Source organism: Streptomyces sp. NPDC033165 (assembly GCF_055577965.1).
Genome location: NZ_JBVIPK010000004.1, coordinates 463,765 through 479,740 on the forward strand (window position 1 = coordinate 463,765; position 15,976 = coordinate 479,740).

Sequence of the window (15,976 nt, forward strand, 5' to 3'; positions counted from 1 at the left end):
GCGTGCCGGAGACTGCCCCGCCGCGCCCGTCAGCGCACCCGGGGCACCCGCGTCCACCTGCACCGATCCACCCCCTCAGGAGGCGGTGGTACGGGACACCCAGCCGCGTTCGTACGCGTGCCAGCCCAGCTGGAGGCGGGTGGAGACCCCGGTCAGCTCCATCAGGCCCTTGACCCGGCGCTGCACGGTCCGCAGCCCCAGGTCCAGCTGCTTGGCCACGCTGGCGTCCGTCAGCCCCGCCAGAAGCAGCGACAGGACCTCCAGGTCCGTCGGGTCGGGCCCGACCCCCTGCTCGCGCACCCCGCCGCCCTCGCCCAGCCGTAGCGGCATCGCCTCCCGCCACACCGCCTCGAAGAGGCCCATCAGCGACTCCAGCAGACCGCTGGCATGAACGACCAGGGCGGCGGGCTCCTCGCCCCGCCCGGTCAGCGGGACCATCGCGAGGCTGCCGTCGGCGACGACCAGCTTCGTCGGCACCCGGTCCACCACCCGGCACTGCTCGTCCCGGCTCAGCGCCGTCGACAGCTCCAGAATCCCGTACGGCATCGACAGCACCTCGCGCTCGACCACCACCCGGTAGCTCACGCCGCGCGAGGTGGCGCGCTCCTCGGACTCGTTCTCCATGCCGGTCACCGCGACCGTCTTCCCGGTGACCAGGGCGCACACCTCGGACACCGCCCCCAGCTGCAACTGGTGGAAGCGCTGGGTGACGGCGCTCGCCCCTGTCACCACCTCCACCAGGTCGTGCACCGCGGGCTCGCTCGCCTCCGCCCGGTACTCCTCGGCGAGCAGCGCGGACGCCAGCTCCGCCTGCTCCAGCTCGTGCCGCTGCTGGATCAGCAGCGCACCCAGGGCCACCCCGGGCGGAGCGGCCACCCAGCGGCCCGGCCGGGCCGAGGACTGGGCGGCCAGACCCTGCTGCTCCAGCCGGCGCAGCACCCGCTCGGTGTCCGCCTCGGGAAGGGCCAGCCGGTGCGCGAGATCGGTGAGCTCGGCCGCTCCCGCCGCGACGAGTGCGCGGTACGTGGCTTCCTGTCTCTCGTCGAGACCTATGGCCCCCAGCATTCTCCGGCCCTCCCGTGTGGTGATCGCGCATCGCGGCGCCCCTGCCCGCGGGTCCCGCGTGGCGGGAAGAGGCCACGGCGTAAACCCGCCGCTCACATCATCCCCTGTACCCCTGGTCGCTCTGCCACTGTGGCGCCACCGCAGCACCAACAGCCTCCGGGATGCGGCCTCTTGGGCTGATTCATTCCGGATTGACCTGGGGAGAGCGATGCGCCCGATATCGCGTACGGCACTCGGGGCGGCGACCGCCGCCGTGCTCGCCGTCACCGCTATCGCACCGTCCGTGGCAGCACCATCGGACGCGCGGTACGCGAAGAGACCGCTCACCGGCAGCGCGGCGGCCGCCGCGGATGCCAAGCCCGTCACCCTGACGCTCGTCACCGGCGACAAGGTGCTCGTGACCACCGACGCCTCGGGGGCGTCCGCCGCGACCGCCCTGCCCCGCGCGGACGGCAGCGTCCCTCTTGTCCAGACCCGGCAGTCCGGCTCCGACCTGTACGTCTACCCGGAGTCCGCCGTCGCCGCGCTCGCCGCGGGCACCGTCGACGAGGAGCTCTTCAACGTCACCGGACTGATCCGCCAGGGCTACGACGACAGCCGCGCCGACTCCGTCCCGCTGATCGCCACCTACACCGGCGACGCTGCCCGCCGCACCCTCCTCACCCCGCGCGGCGCGGAGCGCGGCCAGAGGCTCGACGCCATCGACGGACTCGCGCTGAAGGCCGACAAGAAGCGCACCGCCGACTTCTGGGCCGATCTCACCGCCCCCCGATCCCGGGCGGCCTCCGGCCTCAAGAAGCTCTGGCTCGACCGAAAGGTTCAGGCCAGTCTCGACAAGTCGACGAAACAGGTCGGCGCGGACCTCGCCTGGGCGGCCGGTCACGACGGCACCGGCACCAGGGTCGCCGTCCTGGACACCGGTGCCGACGCCGAACACCCCGACCTCCAGGGCCGGATCACCGCATCCGAGAACTTCACCGACTCCGACACCACCGACGACCGCCAGGGCCACGGCACCCATGTCGCGTCCACCGTCGGAGGCTCCGGCGCGGCGAGCGACGGGAAGAACAAGGGCGTCGCCCCCGGCGCCGACCTCATGGTCGGCAAGGTCCTCAACGACAGCGGGTCCGGCGCCGCCTCCTGGATCATCGCGGGCATGCAGTGGGCCGTCGACAACAAGGCCGACGTCGTCTCCATGAGCCTCGGCAGCGCGGAGCCCACCGACTGCACCGACCCGATGAGCCTGGCCGCCGAGGAGCTCGGCAAGAACAAGGACACCCTGTTCGTGGTCGCCGCGGGCAACCTCGGCCCGTCCCTGAACACCGTCTCCTCGCCCGGCTGCGCCGCCGGCGTGCTGACGGTGGGGGCGGTGGACCGGGACGACTCCACCGCGAACTTCTCCAGCCGCGGCCCCACGATCGGCTCGCACACCCTGAAGCCGGAGATCGCCGCACCCGGCGTCGCCATCTCCGCCGCCGCCGCGGGCGGCCGGGGCTCACAGGCGTACCGGTCGATGTCCGGTACGTCGATGGCCACCCCGCACGTCGCGGGGGCCGCCGCCGTCGTCAAGCAGCGCCACCCCGACTGGACCGCCCAGCAGATCAAGGCGGCCCTGGTCTCCTCGGCGCACAGCGCCGTGCCCGGCGACGTACGCGAGACCGGCGGCGGCCGCCTCGACATCGACCGCGCCGTCCGTACGCCCGTCATCGGCGCGCCCGCCGTCCAGGGCGGCACCTTCAACTGGCCCCAGGACAGGAGCGATCGCACCACTGTTGGCCTGCCCTACACCAACACGGGCGGCAAGCCCGTCAAGCTCTCGCTGAAGGTCTCGGGCGTCACCGGCAACGACGGCTCCGCCGTCGGCTCCAAGGTCGCCGCCCTCGCCCGGAAGTCCGTCACCGTGCCCGCCGGGGCGACGGTCGAGGTCCCCCTCGAACTCGACCCCGACGCACGGCTGGCCGCCGCCCAGTACGGTGACGTCACCGGGCGCGTCCTCGCCACCGCACCCGGGGGAGTGCGGGTCTCCACCCCGTTCTCCCTCTATGTGGCACCGGAGACCGTCACCCTGCGCGTGAAGCTCATCGACCGCACCGGCAAGCCCGCCGACGGCGTCTCCTCGGTCGACCTCATCGGCACCGACACCGCCTCCGGCGAACGCCGCTTCAACGAGGGCGCCGCCGACCAGACCTACCGGGTCCGCCCCGGCGCGTACTTCGTATCCAGCTTCATCGCCTCGCCCGACACCACCGACCCGACCGGTCAACTCGTGGGCTCCGTCGGCTATCTGGCTCGCCCTGAGCTGAAGCTCACCAAGGACACCACGCTCGTACTCGACGCCCGCAAGGCCCACCGCCTGAAGGTGAGGACTCAGGACCGGGTAGCCGAGACGCGCGGCGCGACCCTCGCCTTCGGGCGCACCTGGGACAACTGGCTGCACTCGGGGTCCATCTCGGGCAACGAACTGATCAAGGACTATCTGGTCGACGTCCAGGGCAAGCCCCGTGACGGCGACTTCGAGTTCGCCTCCTTCTGGCGCGCCTACGCCCCCCAGATCCAGAAGTTCTCCCTCGTCGGCGGAGCCGATCTGCACCCGCGTCCCGCCACCACGGGGTCGGTCAACCTGGACGGCAAGGGGCGCGCCGAGGTCGTCGACGCCGGTGAGGGCAGCCCGGCAGAGCTGGAGGCCGCAGGCGCCGAGGGCCGGATCGCCCTGGTGGAGGTCGCGGACGACTCCTCCAACGTCCTCACCCAGGCACGCGCCGCAGAGGCCGCCGGGGCGAAGGCGCTCCTGGTGCACCGGCCCTCGGCCGGCGACTGGAAGCCCGGCATCGGTTACGGGGCGGCGCCCCTGCCGGTCCTCGGCCTGCGGGCCGACGAGGCCGCCGTACTGACCGCGGCGCTCGGCAAGGGCGGGGCGGACGTCACCTGGAAGGCCACGGCGGTCAGCCCGTTCGTCTACAACCTGTCGTTCCCGGAGAAGGGGCGGATCACCTCGGACCGCACCTACAAGGTCCGGGACAAGAAGCTCGGTTCGGTCGTCTCCACCCATGAATCCATGGGCGTGGCAGCCGACTTCGTCGACACGCTCCTGGTCTCCCGCCCCTACGGCGGAACGTTCGGCGCGTCCTCCCTCGCCCTGGTCGCCGCCCCCGGCAAGCGCACCGAGTACTACACGGCGGGCGACACCGTCTGGCAGAAGATGCTCTCCTCCAGCTTCCCCTGGGGCGAGCTGATGACCGGCAACCCCCGTACGTACAAGGCGGGCCGGGCCACGACGGAGGAGTGGTACCGAGGTCTGATCGTCCCGGGCGCCCCGCGCGACGCGGCGGGCGGGGAACTGCTGGCGGGTGAACGGCAGGACAACCTGATCGGCGTCGCCCCGGCGTTCATGACCGACTCCGAACACGTGGGACAGCAGGGCTCGTTCGGCGACATCGGCAACATGCGGCTCAGCCGTGACGGAGAGCTCGTCGGCACCAGCGCCTACCCGTTCGGTGTGTTCACCGTGCCGGCCGAGGGCGCCGCGTACGAACTCACCATGACGACCACGAAGGTCGGTTCGCCCGCCCAGGTCTGGAAGCGGTCCACGCAGACGCGGACCACCTGGAAGTTCCGTTCCGAGCGGAAGCCGCACGTGGCCTCGCAGGGGCTGCCGTTGCTCTTCCCGCGCTATGACCTGCCGTCGGACGGGATGAAGACCCTGCCCGCCAAGGACGGCCGGCGGATCGGCCTCGGTGCGAGCGGGCACGCCGGATACACCCCCGGCAAGCTCACCGGCGCGAAGGTCTCCTTCTCCTACGACGGCGGCGAGACCTGGCACACGGCCACCACCGCGCGGCGGGGCGGCCGGTGGACCGCGACCCTGGACCACGCGGACGCGGCTGGACGGTCCGTCACCCTGCGGACCGAGCTGACCGACGCGAACGGCAACGCCGTCGTCCAGACCGTCAACGACGCCTACGCCGTGAGGTAAGCGGATGAACAGCTGATACGCCGATACGGCTATCACCTCGAACGGTCTGCCGGGCGTCCCTCCCTCGGGGGTGGGGTCGCCCGGCAGACCTCGTTCACGGGCCGCGATTACGGGCCACTTTTTCCCGATGCCCCGTTTTCGGGCGCTGTCCGCGGTGGACAATAGGGGCATGAGTCAGCAGGGTCAGAAGCCCGCCGCCCATGAGGACGACTGGTGGCGGAAGCTGTACGACGAGACCGCGCCGGACACCGGTCCCAGCAGCGCGCCCGACAGCCTCGACGACCGCTTCGACTCCGTGTCGTACACGGTGAGCAGGACGGCGGGCGACCGCCGGGACATATACCGGCCGCCGGAGGCGGGCACGGGCAGGTTCGCGGGGGCCGCGGAGGACCCGGACCCGGAGGCGGACAGAGCGGCACTGTGGGACCCGGAGGCGGACCCCGGCCTCACACCGGACCGGGGCACTGCGCCGGACCCGGGCCTCACGCCGGACGCCGACCTCACGCCGGACGCCGACCTCACGCCGGACCCGCACCTCACGCCGGACCCGCGGTCCGCCTGGGACCCGTATGCGAAGCGCGACACGATCCCGGAGCCCGACCGGCGCCCGGCCGTACCCGCACCCGCCATCGACCGGGCCACCCCCGCGCCCGGGGCTGGGGCGGCGCCGGAGGCGGGCACGGGGCACGGGCCGGTCGCCGTGCCGGAGGCGCGCGACGCCGTTCCGGCCGGGCTGCCGAACCGCCGGGCGGCCAGGCCCGGGACCGACGCCATGCCACCCGGCCCGGCCGCCGCTTCCGTACCGCCGTCGACGCCCGCAGCCACGTCCGCCCCGCCCCCGCCTCCGCCGAATCCCGTCGCGCCCGTCCCGCCCCCGCCCCCCGCCGCTCCCCGTACCACCGCCTTCCCGGCCCCCTGGGAGCCGCCCGCCGGGCGGAGCGGTCCGCGGACGTTCGCCGCGCCCCGGCCGCCCGGGCCCCCGGTCGCGCCCGAGCCGGACGTCGCGGCCGACCCGAGCGCCCTGCACGCACTGCCGCCGGACCCCGCGGTCGCCGGGGCCCCCGGCGCGCGGCCGGTCGTCGGGCATCTCGGGGACCGGCCGCCCACCTACGACGCCGAGCCCGCCGCCCTGCCCTCCGCCACCTCGGACAACCTGGACGGTCTGGTCCCCGACACCGTGCTGGACGGCGCGCGGTACGGGACGTACACCCTGCGCGTCGCGTCCGTGCGGGGCGACTCCGCCCGGTTCCGCGGCGAACCCCGGCGCGACGGGCTGCTCACCGCCCGGTTCGGGGCGGGCGAGAGCGCCCTCGTGCTCGTCGCCGTCGCCGGGGGCGCGCGGGCCAGTGAGGCGGCGCACCTCGCCGCGGCCGACGCCTGCCGCTGGATCGGCGGGGCCGTCGCCCGCAGCCACGTCCGGCTCTCCGAGGACATAAGGGCGGGCCGCCGGGGCGACCTGAAGTCGGGGCTGCACCGGCTCACCGACCGTACCTACGGCAAGCTCCGTGCCCGCGCCGCCGAACTGGGCGTCGAACCCGCCGAGTACACCGCGAGCCTGCGCTGTCTGCTGCTGTCCGCCGACCCCGACTGCCGCACCCGCGTCTTCTTCGGCGTCGGCAGCGGCGGACTGTTCCGGCTCCGCGACGGCCTCTGGCAGGACCTGGAACCCCTGATCCCGGAGGGCGGCGCCCCACAGGCGGCGGGCGAGCAGGAGGAAGGACCGGACGGGGACCGGCTGACCATGGACCTCCAGATCACGACCTCCCCGTCGCCCCACATCCAGGGCTCCGTCCCACCGCCCGCCCAGCCCTTCCGCTTCCGGGCCTCCGTCGCCCGCCCCGGTGACACGCTGCTCCTGTGCAGCAACGGGCTCGCCGAGCCGATGCGCGGCGAGGCGGCGCTCCCGGGAGAGCTGGCCGAGCGCTGGGGGACCGGCGGACCGCCCGGACTGCCCGCCTTCCTCGCCGACACCCAGCTCCGGATCAAGGGGTACGCCGACGACCGCACCTGTGCCGCCGTCTGGGAGGCGTAACCGCGCCCGCCGTGGGTTGATGGACTGCGGAGCCCGATCCGCCGGAGTCTCGGGTTCCGCAGTCCGGACAGCCGAAGTGCACGGAGCACGGGCAAGGAAGGGTGCGCATCCATGGCCAAGCAGAACGTGGCGGAGCAGTTCGTCGACATCCTCGCCAGGGCAGGCGTCAAACGTCTGTACGGTGTCGTCGGTGACAGCCTGAACCCCGTGGTGGACGCCGTCCGGCGTAATCCGTCCATCGACTGGATCCACGTCCGCCACGAGGAGACCGCCGCCTTCGCGGCCGGTGCGGAGGCCCAGGTCACGGGCAGCCTCGCGGCCTGTGCCGGCTCCTGCGGGCCCGGCAATCTGCACCTCATCAACGGCCTGTACGACGCCCACCGCTCCATGGCCCCGGTGCTGGCCCTCGCCTCGCACATCCCCTCCGGCGAGATCGGCCTCGGCTACTTCCAGGAGACCCATCCGGAACTGCTGTTCCAGGAGTGCAGCCACTACAACGAGATGATCTCCAACCCGGAACAGATGCCGAGGCTCCTCCAGACGGCGATCCAGCACGCCATCGGGCGCGGCGGCGTCAGCGTCGTCTCGATGCCGGGGGACGTCGCCTCCAAGGCGGCCCCCGAGAAGAGCATCGAGCACGCGCTCGTCACCGAACGGCCGACCGTCCGGCCCGGCGACGACGAGATCGACCGGCTCTGCCGGATGGTGGACGAGGCCAAACGGGTGACGCTGTTCTGCGGCAGCGGCACCGCAGGGGCGCACCCCGAGGTCATGGAGTTCGCCGGGAAGATCAAGTCACCGGTCGGGCACGCCCTGCGCGGCAAGGAGTGGATCCAGTACGACAATCCGTACGACGTGGGGATGAGCGGGCTGCTCGGCTACGGCGCCGCCTACGAGGCGACCCACGAGTGCGACCTCCTCATCCTGCTCGGCACCGACTTCCCCTACAACGCCTTCCTCCCGGACGATGTGAAGATCGTCCAGGTGGATGTCCGCCCCGAGCGCCTCGGCCGCCGCTCCAAGCTCGACCTCGCGGTCTGGGGCGATGTACGTGAGACCCTGCGCTGTCTGACGCCCCGGGTGAGGCCCAAGGCCGACCGCAAGTTCCTCGACCGGATGCTGAAGAAGCATGCGAACGCCCTGGAGGGCGTGGTCAAGGCCTACACCCGCAAGGTCGAGAAGCACACCCCGATCCACCCCGAGTACGTCGCCTCCGTGCTGGACGAAGTCGCCGACCCGGAGGCCGTGTTCACCGTCGACACCGGCATGAACAATGTCTGGGCGGCCCGCTATCTGACGCCCAACGGCAAGCGGCGGGTGATCGGTTCGTTCAGCCACGGCTCGATGGCCAACGCGCTGCCGCAGGCGATCGGCGCGCAGTTCACCGACCGTGGGCGGCAGGTCGTCGCGATGTCCGGCGACGGCGGATTCTCCATGCTGATGGGCGACTTCCTCACCCTGGTTCAGTACGACCTGCCGGTGAAGGTGGTGCTGTTCAACAACTCCTCTCTGGGAATGGTCGAGTTGGAGATGCTCGTCGCGGGACTGCCCTCGTACGGGACGACCAACAAGAATCCGGACTTCGCCGCGATCGCCCGCGCGGCCGGTGCCTACGGCGTCCGCGTGGAGAAGCCCAAGCAGGTGCAGGGTGCGCTCAAGGACGCGTTCAAGCACAAGGGGCCCGCGCTCGTCGACGTCGTCACCGACCCGAACGCGCTCTCCATCCCGCCGAAGATCAGCGCCGACATGGTCACCGGCTTCGCGCTCTCCGCCAGCAAGATCGTGCTGGACGGCGGAGTGGGCCGGATGCTCCAGATGGCCCGCTCCAACCTCCGTAACGTGCCCCGCCCCTGAGTCTCCTCAAGGGCGGGCGGGAGCTCATGCCGGAGTCAGGCGCACCGTCAGGATCTGGAACGGCCGCAGTTCCAGGACGAGTTCCTCCCCGTCGGTCGCCGCCGGGTGCAGCGGCCGCTCCAGCAGGTCGGTGATCCGCGCTCCCGCTACCGGGAAGGACGCCGTCAGCCGCGCCCGTGCCCGGCCGCCCGCCGATTCGTAGAGCCGTACGATCACATCACCGCCGCGGTCGTCGGCGAGCTTGACCGACTCGACCGTCACCGCCGGATGGCCCGTCGCCACGAGCGCGGGCACCACCGGGGCCACCGCCGCCCGCAGCGGAAGGTTCAGCGCCAGCCCCTCCCGTACGGCATCGGTCACCTCCGCGCCGGGCGCGAGTGCGTAGCGGAAGCGGTGCGTGCCGAGATCGGTGAGCGGGTCCGGGCTGTGCGGGGCGCGCAGCAGGGTGAGCCGGACCGTGGTGCCCAGCCCCTCCGGGTGCGGGGTCCGCGTCACCTCGTGCCCGTACGTCGAGTCATTGAGCAGCGCGACACCGTAGCCGGGTTCGGCGACCCGCAGCCAGCGGTGCGCGCAGATCTCGAACCGGGCCGCGTCCCACGACGTGTTGTCATGGGTCGCCCGGTGGACGTGGCCGAACTGGATCTCGGCGGTCGACCGTTCGGCGTGCACATCGAGGGGGAAGGCCGCCTTGAGGACCTTCTCCGACTCCTGCCAGTCCACCTCGGTCTCGATGTCGAGCTGTCTGCTGCCCGCCGCGAGCCGCAGCTCCTGGACGACGGTGGACCGCCCGAAGGACCGCACCACCCGCACCGCCGCCCGCAACGGGCCCTCCTCCACCAGCGACACGGCATCGGCCGCGGTGAGATCGGTACGGGACCGCCGGTAGTGCCGGTCGATGTCCCAGGCGTCCCAGTGGTTGGGGTGGTCCGGGTGCAGCTGGAGGAGGTTGGCACGGGCTCCGGGGGTCAGCACCTCACGTCCGGCGGCGACGTCGTACACCGAAGCGATCAGCCCGTCGCCGTCCACCCCGACCCGCAGCAGTCCGTTGTCCAGCACGATTGCGCGGCTGCCGGACGTCTCCGCCGTCACCGGGCGCTCCGGGACCGCCGCACCGTCCAGCGGGCCCGCGCCGAGCCCCGGACTCCGGGCGAGCACCGCCGCCCGCCCCTCGCCCAGTTCCTGGAGCTGGGCCCCGGACGGCAGCACCGCGGCCGCCTCGGCGTCCAGCTCGATCACCTGAACGCGTTCGTAAGGTGAGGAGTTGAGCGCCACCATGGCCTCGGCCGGGCCCAGTGACGTCACCGCGTCCGCCACGATGTCCGCCAGTTCGGCACGCACCTCCTCGTAGGTCTCCCGCGCCTCGCGGTGCACCCAGGCGATCGACGAGCCGGGCAGGATGTCGTGGAACTGGTGCAGCAGCACCGTCTTCCACACCCGGTCGAGACGCCCGTGGGGGTAGGCGTACGCGGGGGAGCGCAGGGCGGCAGCCGTCGCCCACAACTCCGCCTCCCGCAGCAGGTGTTCACTGCGGCGGTTGCCCTGCTTGGTCTTCGCCTGCGTGGTGTACGTCCCCCGGTGCAGCTCCAGGTACAGCTCGCCCGACCAGACGGGGGCCTGCTTCCCGTACTCCTCCTCGGCCGCGGCGAAGAAGGCCGCGGGCTTCTCGACCGTCACCCGGGGCGAGCCCTCCAGGTCGCGCAGTCTGCGGGCCCGCTCCAGCATCTCGCGGGTCGGGCCGCCGCCGCCGTCGCCCCAGCCGAACGGGACCAGGGAGCGGGTGGCCCGGCCCTTGTCCGCGAAATTCCGCTCCGCGTGGGCCAGTTGGCGGGCGTTGAGCTGGGCGTTGTAGGTGTCGACGGGCGGGAAGTGGGTGAAGACCCGGGTGCCGTCGATGCCCTCCCACCAGAACGTGTGGTGCGGCATCCTGTTGTGCTGGTTCCACGACAGCTTCTGGGTGAGGAACCACCGCACCCCGGCCAGCCGTGCCAGTTGGGGGAAGGCGGCGGTGTAGCCGAAGGAGTCGGGGAGCCAGACCTCCTCCGTGTCGACACCGAGCTCATCGCGGAAGAACCTCTTGCCGTGGACGAGTTGACGCGCCAGCGCCTCGCCGCCCGGCAGGTTGGCGTCCGACTCCACCCACATCGAGCCGACCGGCGACCACTGCCCCGCCGCCACGGCCTCCTTGATCCGATCCCAGATGTGCGGCTGCTGCTCCTTCACCCAGGCGTACTGCTGGGCCTGCGAACACGCGAAGACCAGCTCCGGGTAGTCCTTGGCGAGGGCGGTGGCATTGGCGAACGTACGGGAGGCCTTGCGGACCGTCTCGCGCAGCGGCCACAGCCAGGCCGAGTCGATATGCGCGTGCCCGGCCGCCGAGATCCGGTGCGCGCTCGCGGAGGCGGGCCGGGCCAGCACCTCGGCCAGTTCCGCCCGCGCCGCCGCCGCGGTGCCGGAGACCTCGTGCAGGTCCAGCGCGTCGAGCATGGACTCCAGGGCCCGCAGGATCTCGTGCCGGCGCGACCGGTCGGCGGGCAGCTCGTGCATCAGCTCGGACAGCACCTCGATGTCCAGGACCAGCTGCCACACCTCCTCGTCCAGCACCGCGAGGTCGGCCGAGGCGAAGCGGTACAGGGGGCGGTCACCGGAGGTCAGGACGTCACCGAGCGGGGTCGGCTCGAAGCCGTGCTCCAGGACGGCCGGATTGGCCGCCGCCTCCAGGAGCAGAGCGACCGGCTCGCCGCCCGCCGCCGGGCGGGCGACGGTCAGGTGCCGGTTGCGGGGATGAACACCCTTGAGGGGGACGCCCAGATGGTCGTACAGCATCCCCTCCGCCTGGAACCCGGGCCCCTGTCCGGTGAACCCCGGGTCCACGACCACCTCCACCCGGCGCCCCGCCCAGGTCTCGGGCACTGTTCCTTCGAGCCGGAACCAGCTCGTGGACCAGGGCCTTCCCCACTCCGTACCGACCGAGAAGGGCTCGAAGCCCTCGCCCAGGGCCTCACCCACCGGCACCGGCTCGCCCGGCACATGCCACACGGACAGGGCGAGCGGGGTGCGGGCGGCGTACTGCGCCGGGCGGAGGAACTGGTTCAGGGCCCGCTCCAGGCGTCCCTCCACCAGGGTGCGGTCGTCGTGCATCACAGCTCCTCGGGGGAGGGGGCGTCCTGCGTCGTGGCTCAGTCTCGTGCTCCGGCCGGGGCTGCGCCCGCGTGATGACGGTGTGCGCGGGTGGGAGTGTCCCGTGCGCCCCTCACCGCTCCCGCCCGTTCACTTATTGATGAGTGGACAAGCGTGACCGTGTGCGCACAGGGGCATGCATCCCGTGAGGCTGTTCGAGGGGGCAGTCGGACGGAGGAGGTCGGTTCACTGTGCGGGCGGGGGAAATGGCGAAGCGTCAGAAGAGGGCCGGGGTCGTCGAGGGGTGCGGCCCCCGGGTCCGGAGACCGGGTCAGGCACCGCAGGCGGCCCGGATGCGCCGCAGAGTGGGTCATGCCGACCGGTCGGCGGTGGGGGAAGTGCGCCGTGAGCTACGGGAGTTCCTGCGACATCGCTCCTGTCCCCGGGAGCGGACGGAGGCGGCGGAGCTCCTGGTGAGCGAACTGGTGACCAACGCGCTGATCCACACCCGGCACGGGGCGGTCGTCACCGCGACGGCGACACCCGCCACGCTGCGCGTGGAGGTTCAGGACTTCGAAGCGGACCTGCCCGCGCCGTACGTACCGAACGCCGACGACGGTACGCACGGCAGGGGCCTGATCCTGGTCCGCAGCCTGGCCGACGCCTGGGGCGTGGAGGCACGAGCCCTGGGCAAGGTGGTCTGGTTCGAGCTGCACGGCGCAAGGCCCTGAGGGTCCCTCCACCGCGCAGTGAGCTCAGCCGAACTGCTGCTCCAGATCCTTGAGTTTCTGTTCCAGTGAATCGAGCCGCGGAAGCGTCTGGGTGTCGTCCTCGGCGGTGAGGTCGACCGTCCGCGGGTCATGTCCCTGGTTCGAAGCGTCCAGGCTCTTCGAGCTCGAACCGTCCGCCGACGGCTTCGGGCCGACGGCTTGCAGGGATGGCCGGGGTCGCAGAGGCAGCTGTCCCGGCTCTGCTATGGCAGGCTCCGCGACGGGCGGCGGCGAGCCGCCCGAAGCCGGGGGGAGGCTCTGGACCTCCATCCGGTGGCCGGTGCGGCCGCGCCCCCAGGCGCGGTTCTGCCGGTTCAGGGCCTTGATGCGGGCCCGGTCCAGCTTCGCCTGCTCCCTTCGGCGCAGCCGGTTCTGTTCCTGCTCCTTGCGGTCCTCCCGCACCTCGTCGACCGCCTCGTCCAGCGTGCGTACGCCTTCGAGGAGCATCAGCGACCAGGCGCCGAAGGTCTCCCGGGGCGCCCGCAGCCAGCGGACGATCCGGATCTGCGGCAACGGACGGGGCACCAGGCCCTGTTCGCGCAGTGCCGCCCGGCGGGTCTGCTTCAGCGCGCGGTCGAAGAGCACCGCGGCCGAGAGGGACATCCCGGCGAAGAAGTGCGGAGCGCCCGCGTGGTCCATGCCCCGGGGCGCGTGCACCCAGTTGAACCAGGCGGCGGCCCCGGCGAACGTCCACACCAGCAGCCGGGAGCCGAGCGCCGCGTCTCCGTGGCTCGCCTCCCGTACGGCCAGCACCGAACAGAACATCGCGGCACCGTCCAGCCCGAACGGGACCAGATACTCCCAGCCTCCGGTGAGGTTCAGGTTCTGCCGGCCGAAGCCGACGAGCCCGTGGAAGGAGAGCGCGGCGGCGACCGCCGCGCAGCAGAACAACAGGACGTACGAGGCGGTGGCGTAGAGCGCTTCCTTGCGTCTGCGGCGTTCCTCGCTGCGTTCCCAGGAGTCGTCGGCCGCGGCCTTGCCGGCGGCACGCTTGCCGCGTGCGACCACCGTCACCGCCGCCATGACCCCCACGAGCAGCACGGCGCCCGGAAGCAGCCAGTCAAGCGATATGTCGGTCAGTCTCATGCGCGGTCCCTTGCGTCACGTAGGGCGTTTCGTGCGCCATCGTGACGGAATTCCCGTCCCGCTCCGGGGGTTTCGGGACAAGAGCACGCCATGGGGGTGGCAGAGGCTATCGATGGGTGGAATCTTCTCGAACTCCCGGCCGGTGCAACCGGGTTGCGTTCGATTCTTCGTCCTCCGGACGGGCGGTGTGGATCAGGGAGCCGCGGCTGAGGGCCGACCCACCAGGGATTACGAGACAGCCCTCAGCTTCCGCACGCGGTCCGCGTCGCAGGTACGCGGGCAGGTCACACAGGTGTCCTCGGGGCGCAGGGTGTAGAAGAGGCAGCAGCTCGCCCGGTCGCGGGTCGGCAGGGACTGGCCCTCGGGCCCGGTCAGTTCGCGGAACCCCGCGGTGCCGACGTACGGCTTCGTGGTGCCGGGGAGCAGCAGCTCCAGCTCGGCCATCGCGCGCCGTTCCTCGCCCAGCAGATGCGCGATGTACCAGAGGCCCTCGACGATCTCGTCCGTCGCCATCCCCCACAGCGCCCGCTTGCCGCGCCGCATGCGGGGCCCGAAGCCCTCCAGGACGGGGGCGAGGTGCTCGGTCAGGGAAGCCAGGACCTCCGCCCGCAGCGCCGCCTCGTCCGGGACGACCCTGGCCCCGGGGAGTCCGGCCGCCGGGTCGTCCGGCAGACAGGCGAATTCCCTCACCCGCACGGTCAGGTGCCCCAGCGCCCGCTGGAAGGAGACGTCCTCGACCGGGATGCGCACCACCCGGCGGTGGAGGAACCAGGGCACCGTCACCAGCAGGCAGGCGGGCCAGGCGTACCGGTGCAGACCGAAGCTGGCCACCACGTCCGGGCGGGCCTGCTGGCCGTAGTCGCGCAGCACCTGGGCATTGTCCCAGGCCAGGAAGGCGTCCACGGCGGCTCCGCCGGCTGCCAGCTCGGCCGCGCCGACCCAGCCCGCGCCGGACGGAGCGACCGCGTCGCCGTCGAGCACGTCGGCACGCAGACCGGGGAAGACCTCGGTCAGTCGGGCGTACGCGGCGGTCACGGGGGACGTCGCGGTACCGGTGAACGGCGGGGAGAGGGTCATGCAGGGACCACCGAATCGGGATCGTGTGCAGGTAAGGCTAACCTTACCCGATACCGTCGATGTTTGAACTGCGGCCTCCTGCCTCTATCGTGCACAGGAGGCTCGGCGTACGCGAGTCGGCCCGCGGCAGGTGGAGGAGGTCCGGGTGGACCAGGGCAGCGCGCACGAGGGCGCACGTCCGGCGTACGCTCCCGGCGCGTCCTCGCGCACTCAAGAAGCGGAGGGCCGGGTGCCGCACCAGGCGCGCGGCGAGGCCTCCGCCCGGGGCGAGCACACCCACAGTGAACCGCCCGCCCCCCGGGTGGTGCGGCGCCACTCCGTCCGGGGGCAGATTCTGGAGTCCCTGCGCGCCGCGCTCGTCGACGGCGAGCTGATCCCCGGCCAGGTGTACTCCGCCCCGGCCCTCGGCGCCCGCTTCGGGGTCTCCGCGACCCCGGTGCGCGAGGCGATGCAGCAGCTGGCCCTTGAGGGCGCCGTCGAGGTCGTGCCGAACCGCGGCTTCCGGGTCACCGAGCGCGGCCCCCGCGAGCTGGCCGAGCTGGCCGAGGTGCGCGCCCTGATCGAGGTCCCGGTGATGCTGCGCCTGGCCCGTACGGTTCCGGTGGCCCGCTGGGGCGCGCTGCGCCCGCTCGCGGACGCCACGGTCGCGGCGGCCGCCGTGGGCGACAGGGCGAGCTACGCCGAGTCCGACCGGGCCTTCCACCGCGCGGTCCTCGCGCTCTCGGGCAACGAGCAGCTGGTCGCGATCGCCGACGAGCTCCACCGGCGCTCCCAGTGGCCGTTGGTCTCGGGCCCCGCCACCCGCCGGGCCGATCTGCTGGCGGACGCGGCCGAGCACACCGCCCTGCTCGACGCCCTCATCGCCCAGGACCTCACCGTCGTCCAGGCCCTGGTCCGCGAGCACTTCGCCGGCGCCGACGGCTGACCGGTACGGCCCGCGTATCCACCCGGCCGCCCTGCGGATAGGGTGTGCCCGCACCGCGCGATCATGATCGTTTCCGC

9 protein-coding genes are annotated in these 15,976 nt (G+C 72.5%); 5 read left to right on the plus strand and 4 right to left on the minus strand.

The genetic code is table 11. The features are described from left to right. Nucleotides 1–75: 75 nt before the first annotated feature. Nucleotides 76–1,065: a helix-turn-helix domain-containing protein gene (locus ACZ5WC_RS13225; protein WP_468540877.1), complete on the minus strand. Its 990-nt coding sequence runs from the start codon at nucleotides 1,063–1,065 to the stop codon at nucleotides 76–78. 208 nt (nucleotides 1,066–1,273) lie between these two features. On the opposite strand from ACZ5WC_RS13225, the gene ACZ5WC_RS13230 reads away from it, so the two are divergent. The 3 genes from ACZ5WC_RS13230 to ACZ5WC_RS13240 all read left to right on the plus strand — a co-directional run bounded on the left by ACZ5WC_RS13230 (nucleotide 1,274) and on the right by ACZ5WC_RS13240 (nucleotide 8,924). After that, nucleotides 1,274–5,038 (plus strand): S8 family peptidase, encoded by a 3,765-nt coding sequence (locus ACZ5WC_RS13230; protein WP_468540878.1) that lies wholly within the window; start codon nucleotides 1,274–1,276, stop codon nucleotides 5,036–5,038. A 169-nt stretch (nucleotides 5,039–5,207) separates the two neighbouring features. Beyond that, a complete protein-coding gene (locus ACZ5WC_RS13235; protein ID WP_468540879.1) occupies nucleotides 5,208–7,070 on the plus strand; it encodes a protein phosphatase 2C domain-containing protein in 1,863 nt (620 codons plus the stop codon). 111 nt (nucleotides 7,071–7,181) lie between these two features. Next, a complete protein-coding gene (locus tag ACZ5WC_RS13240; protein ID WP_468540880.1) occupies nucleotides 7,182–8,924 on the plus strand; it encodes a pyruvate dehydrogenase in 1,743 nt (580 codons plus the stop codon). 24 nt (nucleotides 8,925–8,948) lie between these two features. Here the strand turns inward: ACZ5WC_RS13240 and ACZ5WC_RS13245 are convergent, their stop codons facing one another. Further along, entirely contained in the window at nucleotides 8,949–12,062 is a 3,114-nt protein-coding gene (locus ACZ5WC_RS13245) for an alpha-mannosidase (protein ID WP_468540881.1), read from the minus strand. Between the two features lie 344 nt (nucleotides 12,063–12,406). On the opposite strand from ACZ5WC_RS13245, the gene ACZ5WC_RS13250 reads away from it, so the two are divergent. Next, a complete protein-coding gene (locus ACZ5WC_RS13250) occupies nucleotides 12,407–12,772 on the plus strand; it encodes an ATP-binding protein (protein WP_468540981.1) in 366 nt (121 codons plus the stop codon). A 24-nt stretch (nucleotides 12,773–12,796) separates the two neighbouring features. On the opposite strand, the gene ACZ5WC_RS13255 is transcribed toward ACZ5WC_RS13250, so the two are convergent. Together ACZ5WC_RS13255 and ACZ5WC_RS13260 are read right to left on the minus strand one after the other, a co-directional pair. Further along, nucleotides 12,797–13,897 carry a DUF2637 domain-containing protein gene (locus ACZ5WC_RS13255; protein ID WP_468540882.1) on the minus strand — a complete coding sequence of 367 codons (1,101 nt, stop codon included), beginning with the start codon at nucleotides 13,895–13,897 and terminating at the stop codon, nucleotides 12,797–12,799. 228 nt (nucleotides 13,898–14,125) lie between these two features. Beyond that, nucleotides 14,126–14,974: a (2Fe-2S)-binding protein gene (locus ACZ5WC_RS13260; protein ID WP_468540883.1), complete on the minus strand. Its 849-nt coding sequence runs from the start codon at nucleotides 14,972–14,974 to the stop codon at nucleotides 14,126–14,128. A 145-nt stretch (nucleotides 14,975–15,119) separates the two neighbouring features. On the opposite strand from ACZ5WC_RS13260, the gene ACZ5WC_RS13265 reads away from it, so the two are divergent. Next, nucleotides 15,120–15,899: a GntR family transcriptional regulator gene (locus ACZ5WC_RS13265; protein WP_468540884.1), complete on the plus strand. Its 780-nt coding sequence runs from the start codon at nucleotides 15,120–15,122 to the stop codon at nucleotides 15,897–15,899. Nucleotides 15,900–15,976: the final 77 nt, after the last annotated feature.

What these genes read in the sequence shown, in the direction of transcription:
- ACZ5WC_RS13225 (WP_468540877.1), bottom strand. Translation starts at nt 1,065, where the DNA reads ATGCTGGGGGCCATAGGTCTCGACGAGAGACAGGAAGCCACGTACCGC.
- ACZ5WC_RS13230 (WP_468540878.1), top strand. Translation starts at nt 1,274, where the DNA reads ATGCGCCCGATATCGCGTACGGCACTCGGGGCGGCGACCGCCGCCGTG.
- ACZ5WC_RS13235 (WP_468540879.1), top strand. Translation starts at nt 5,208, where the DNA reads ATGAGTCAGCAGGGTCAGAAGCCCGCCGCCCATGAGGACGACTGGTGG.
- ACZ5WC_RS13240 (WP_468540880.1), top strand. Translation starts at nt 7,182, where the DNA reads ATGGCCAAGCAGAACGTGGCGGAGCAGTTCGTCGACATCCTCGCCAGG.
- ACZ5WC_RS13245 (WP_468540881.1), bottom strand. Translation starts at nt 12,062, where the DNA reads ATGCACGACGACCGCACCCTGGTGGAGGGACGCCTGGAGCGGGCCCTG.
- ACZ5WC_RS13255 (WP_468540882.1), bottom strand. Translation starts at nt 13,897, where the DNA reads ATGAGACTGACCGACATATCGCTTGACTGGCTGCTTCCGGGCGCCGTG.
- ACZ5WC_RS13260 (WP_468540883.1), bottom strand. Translation starts at nt 14,974, where the DNA reads ATGACCCTCTCCCCGCCGTTCACCGGTACCGCGACGTCCCCCGTGACC.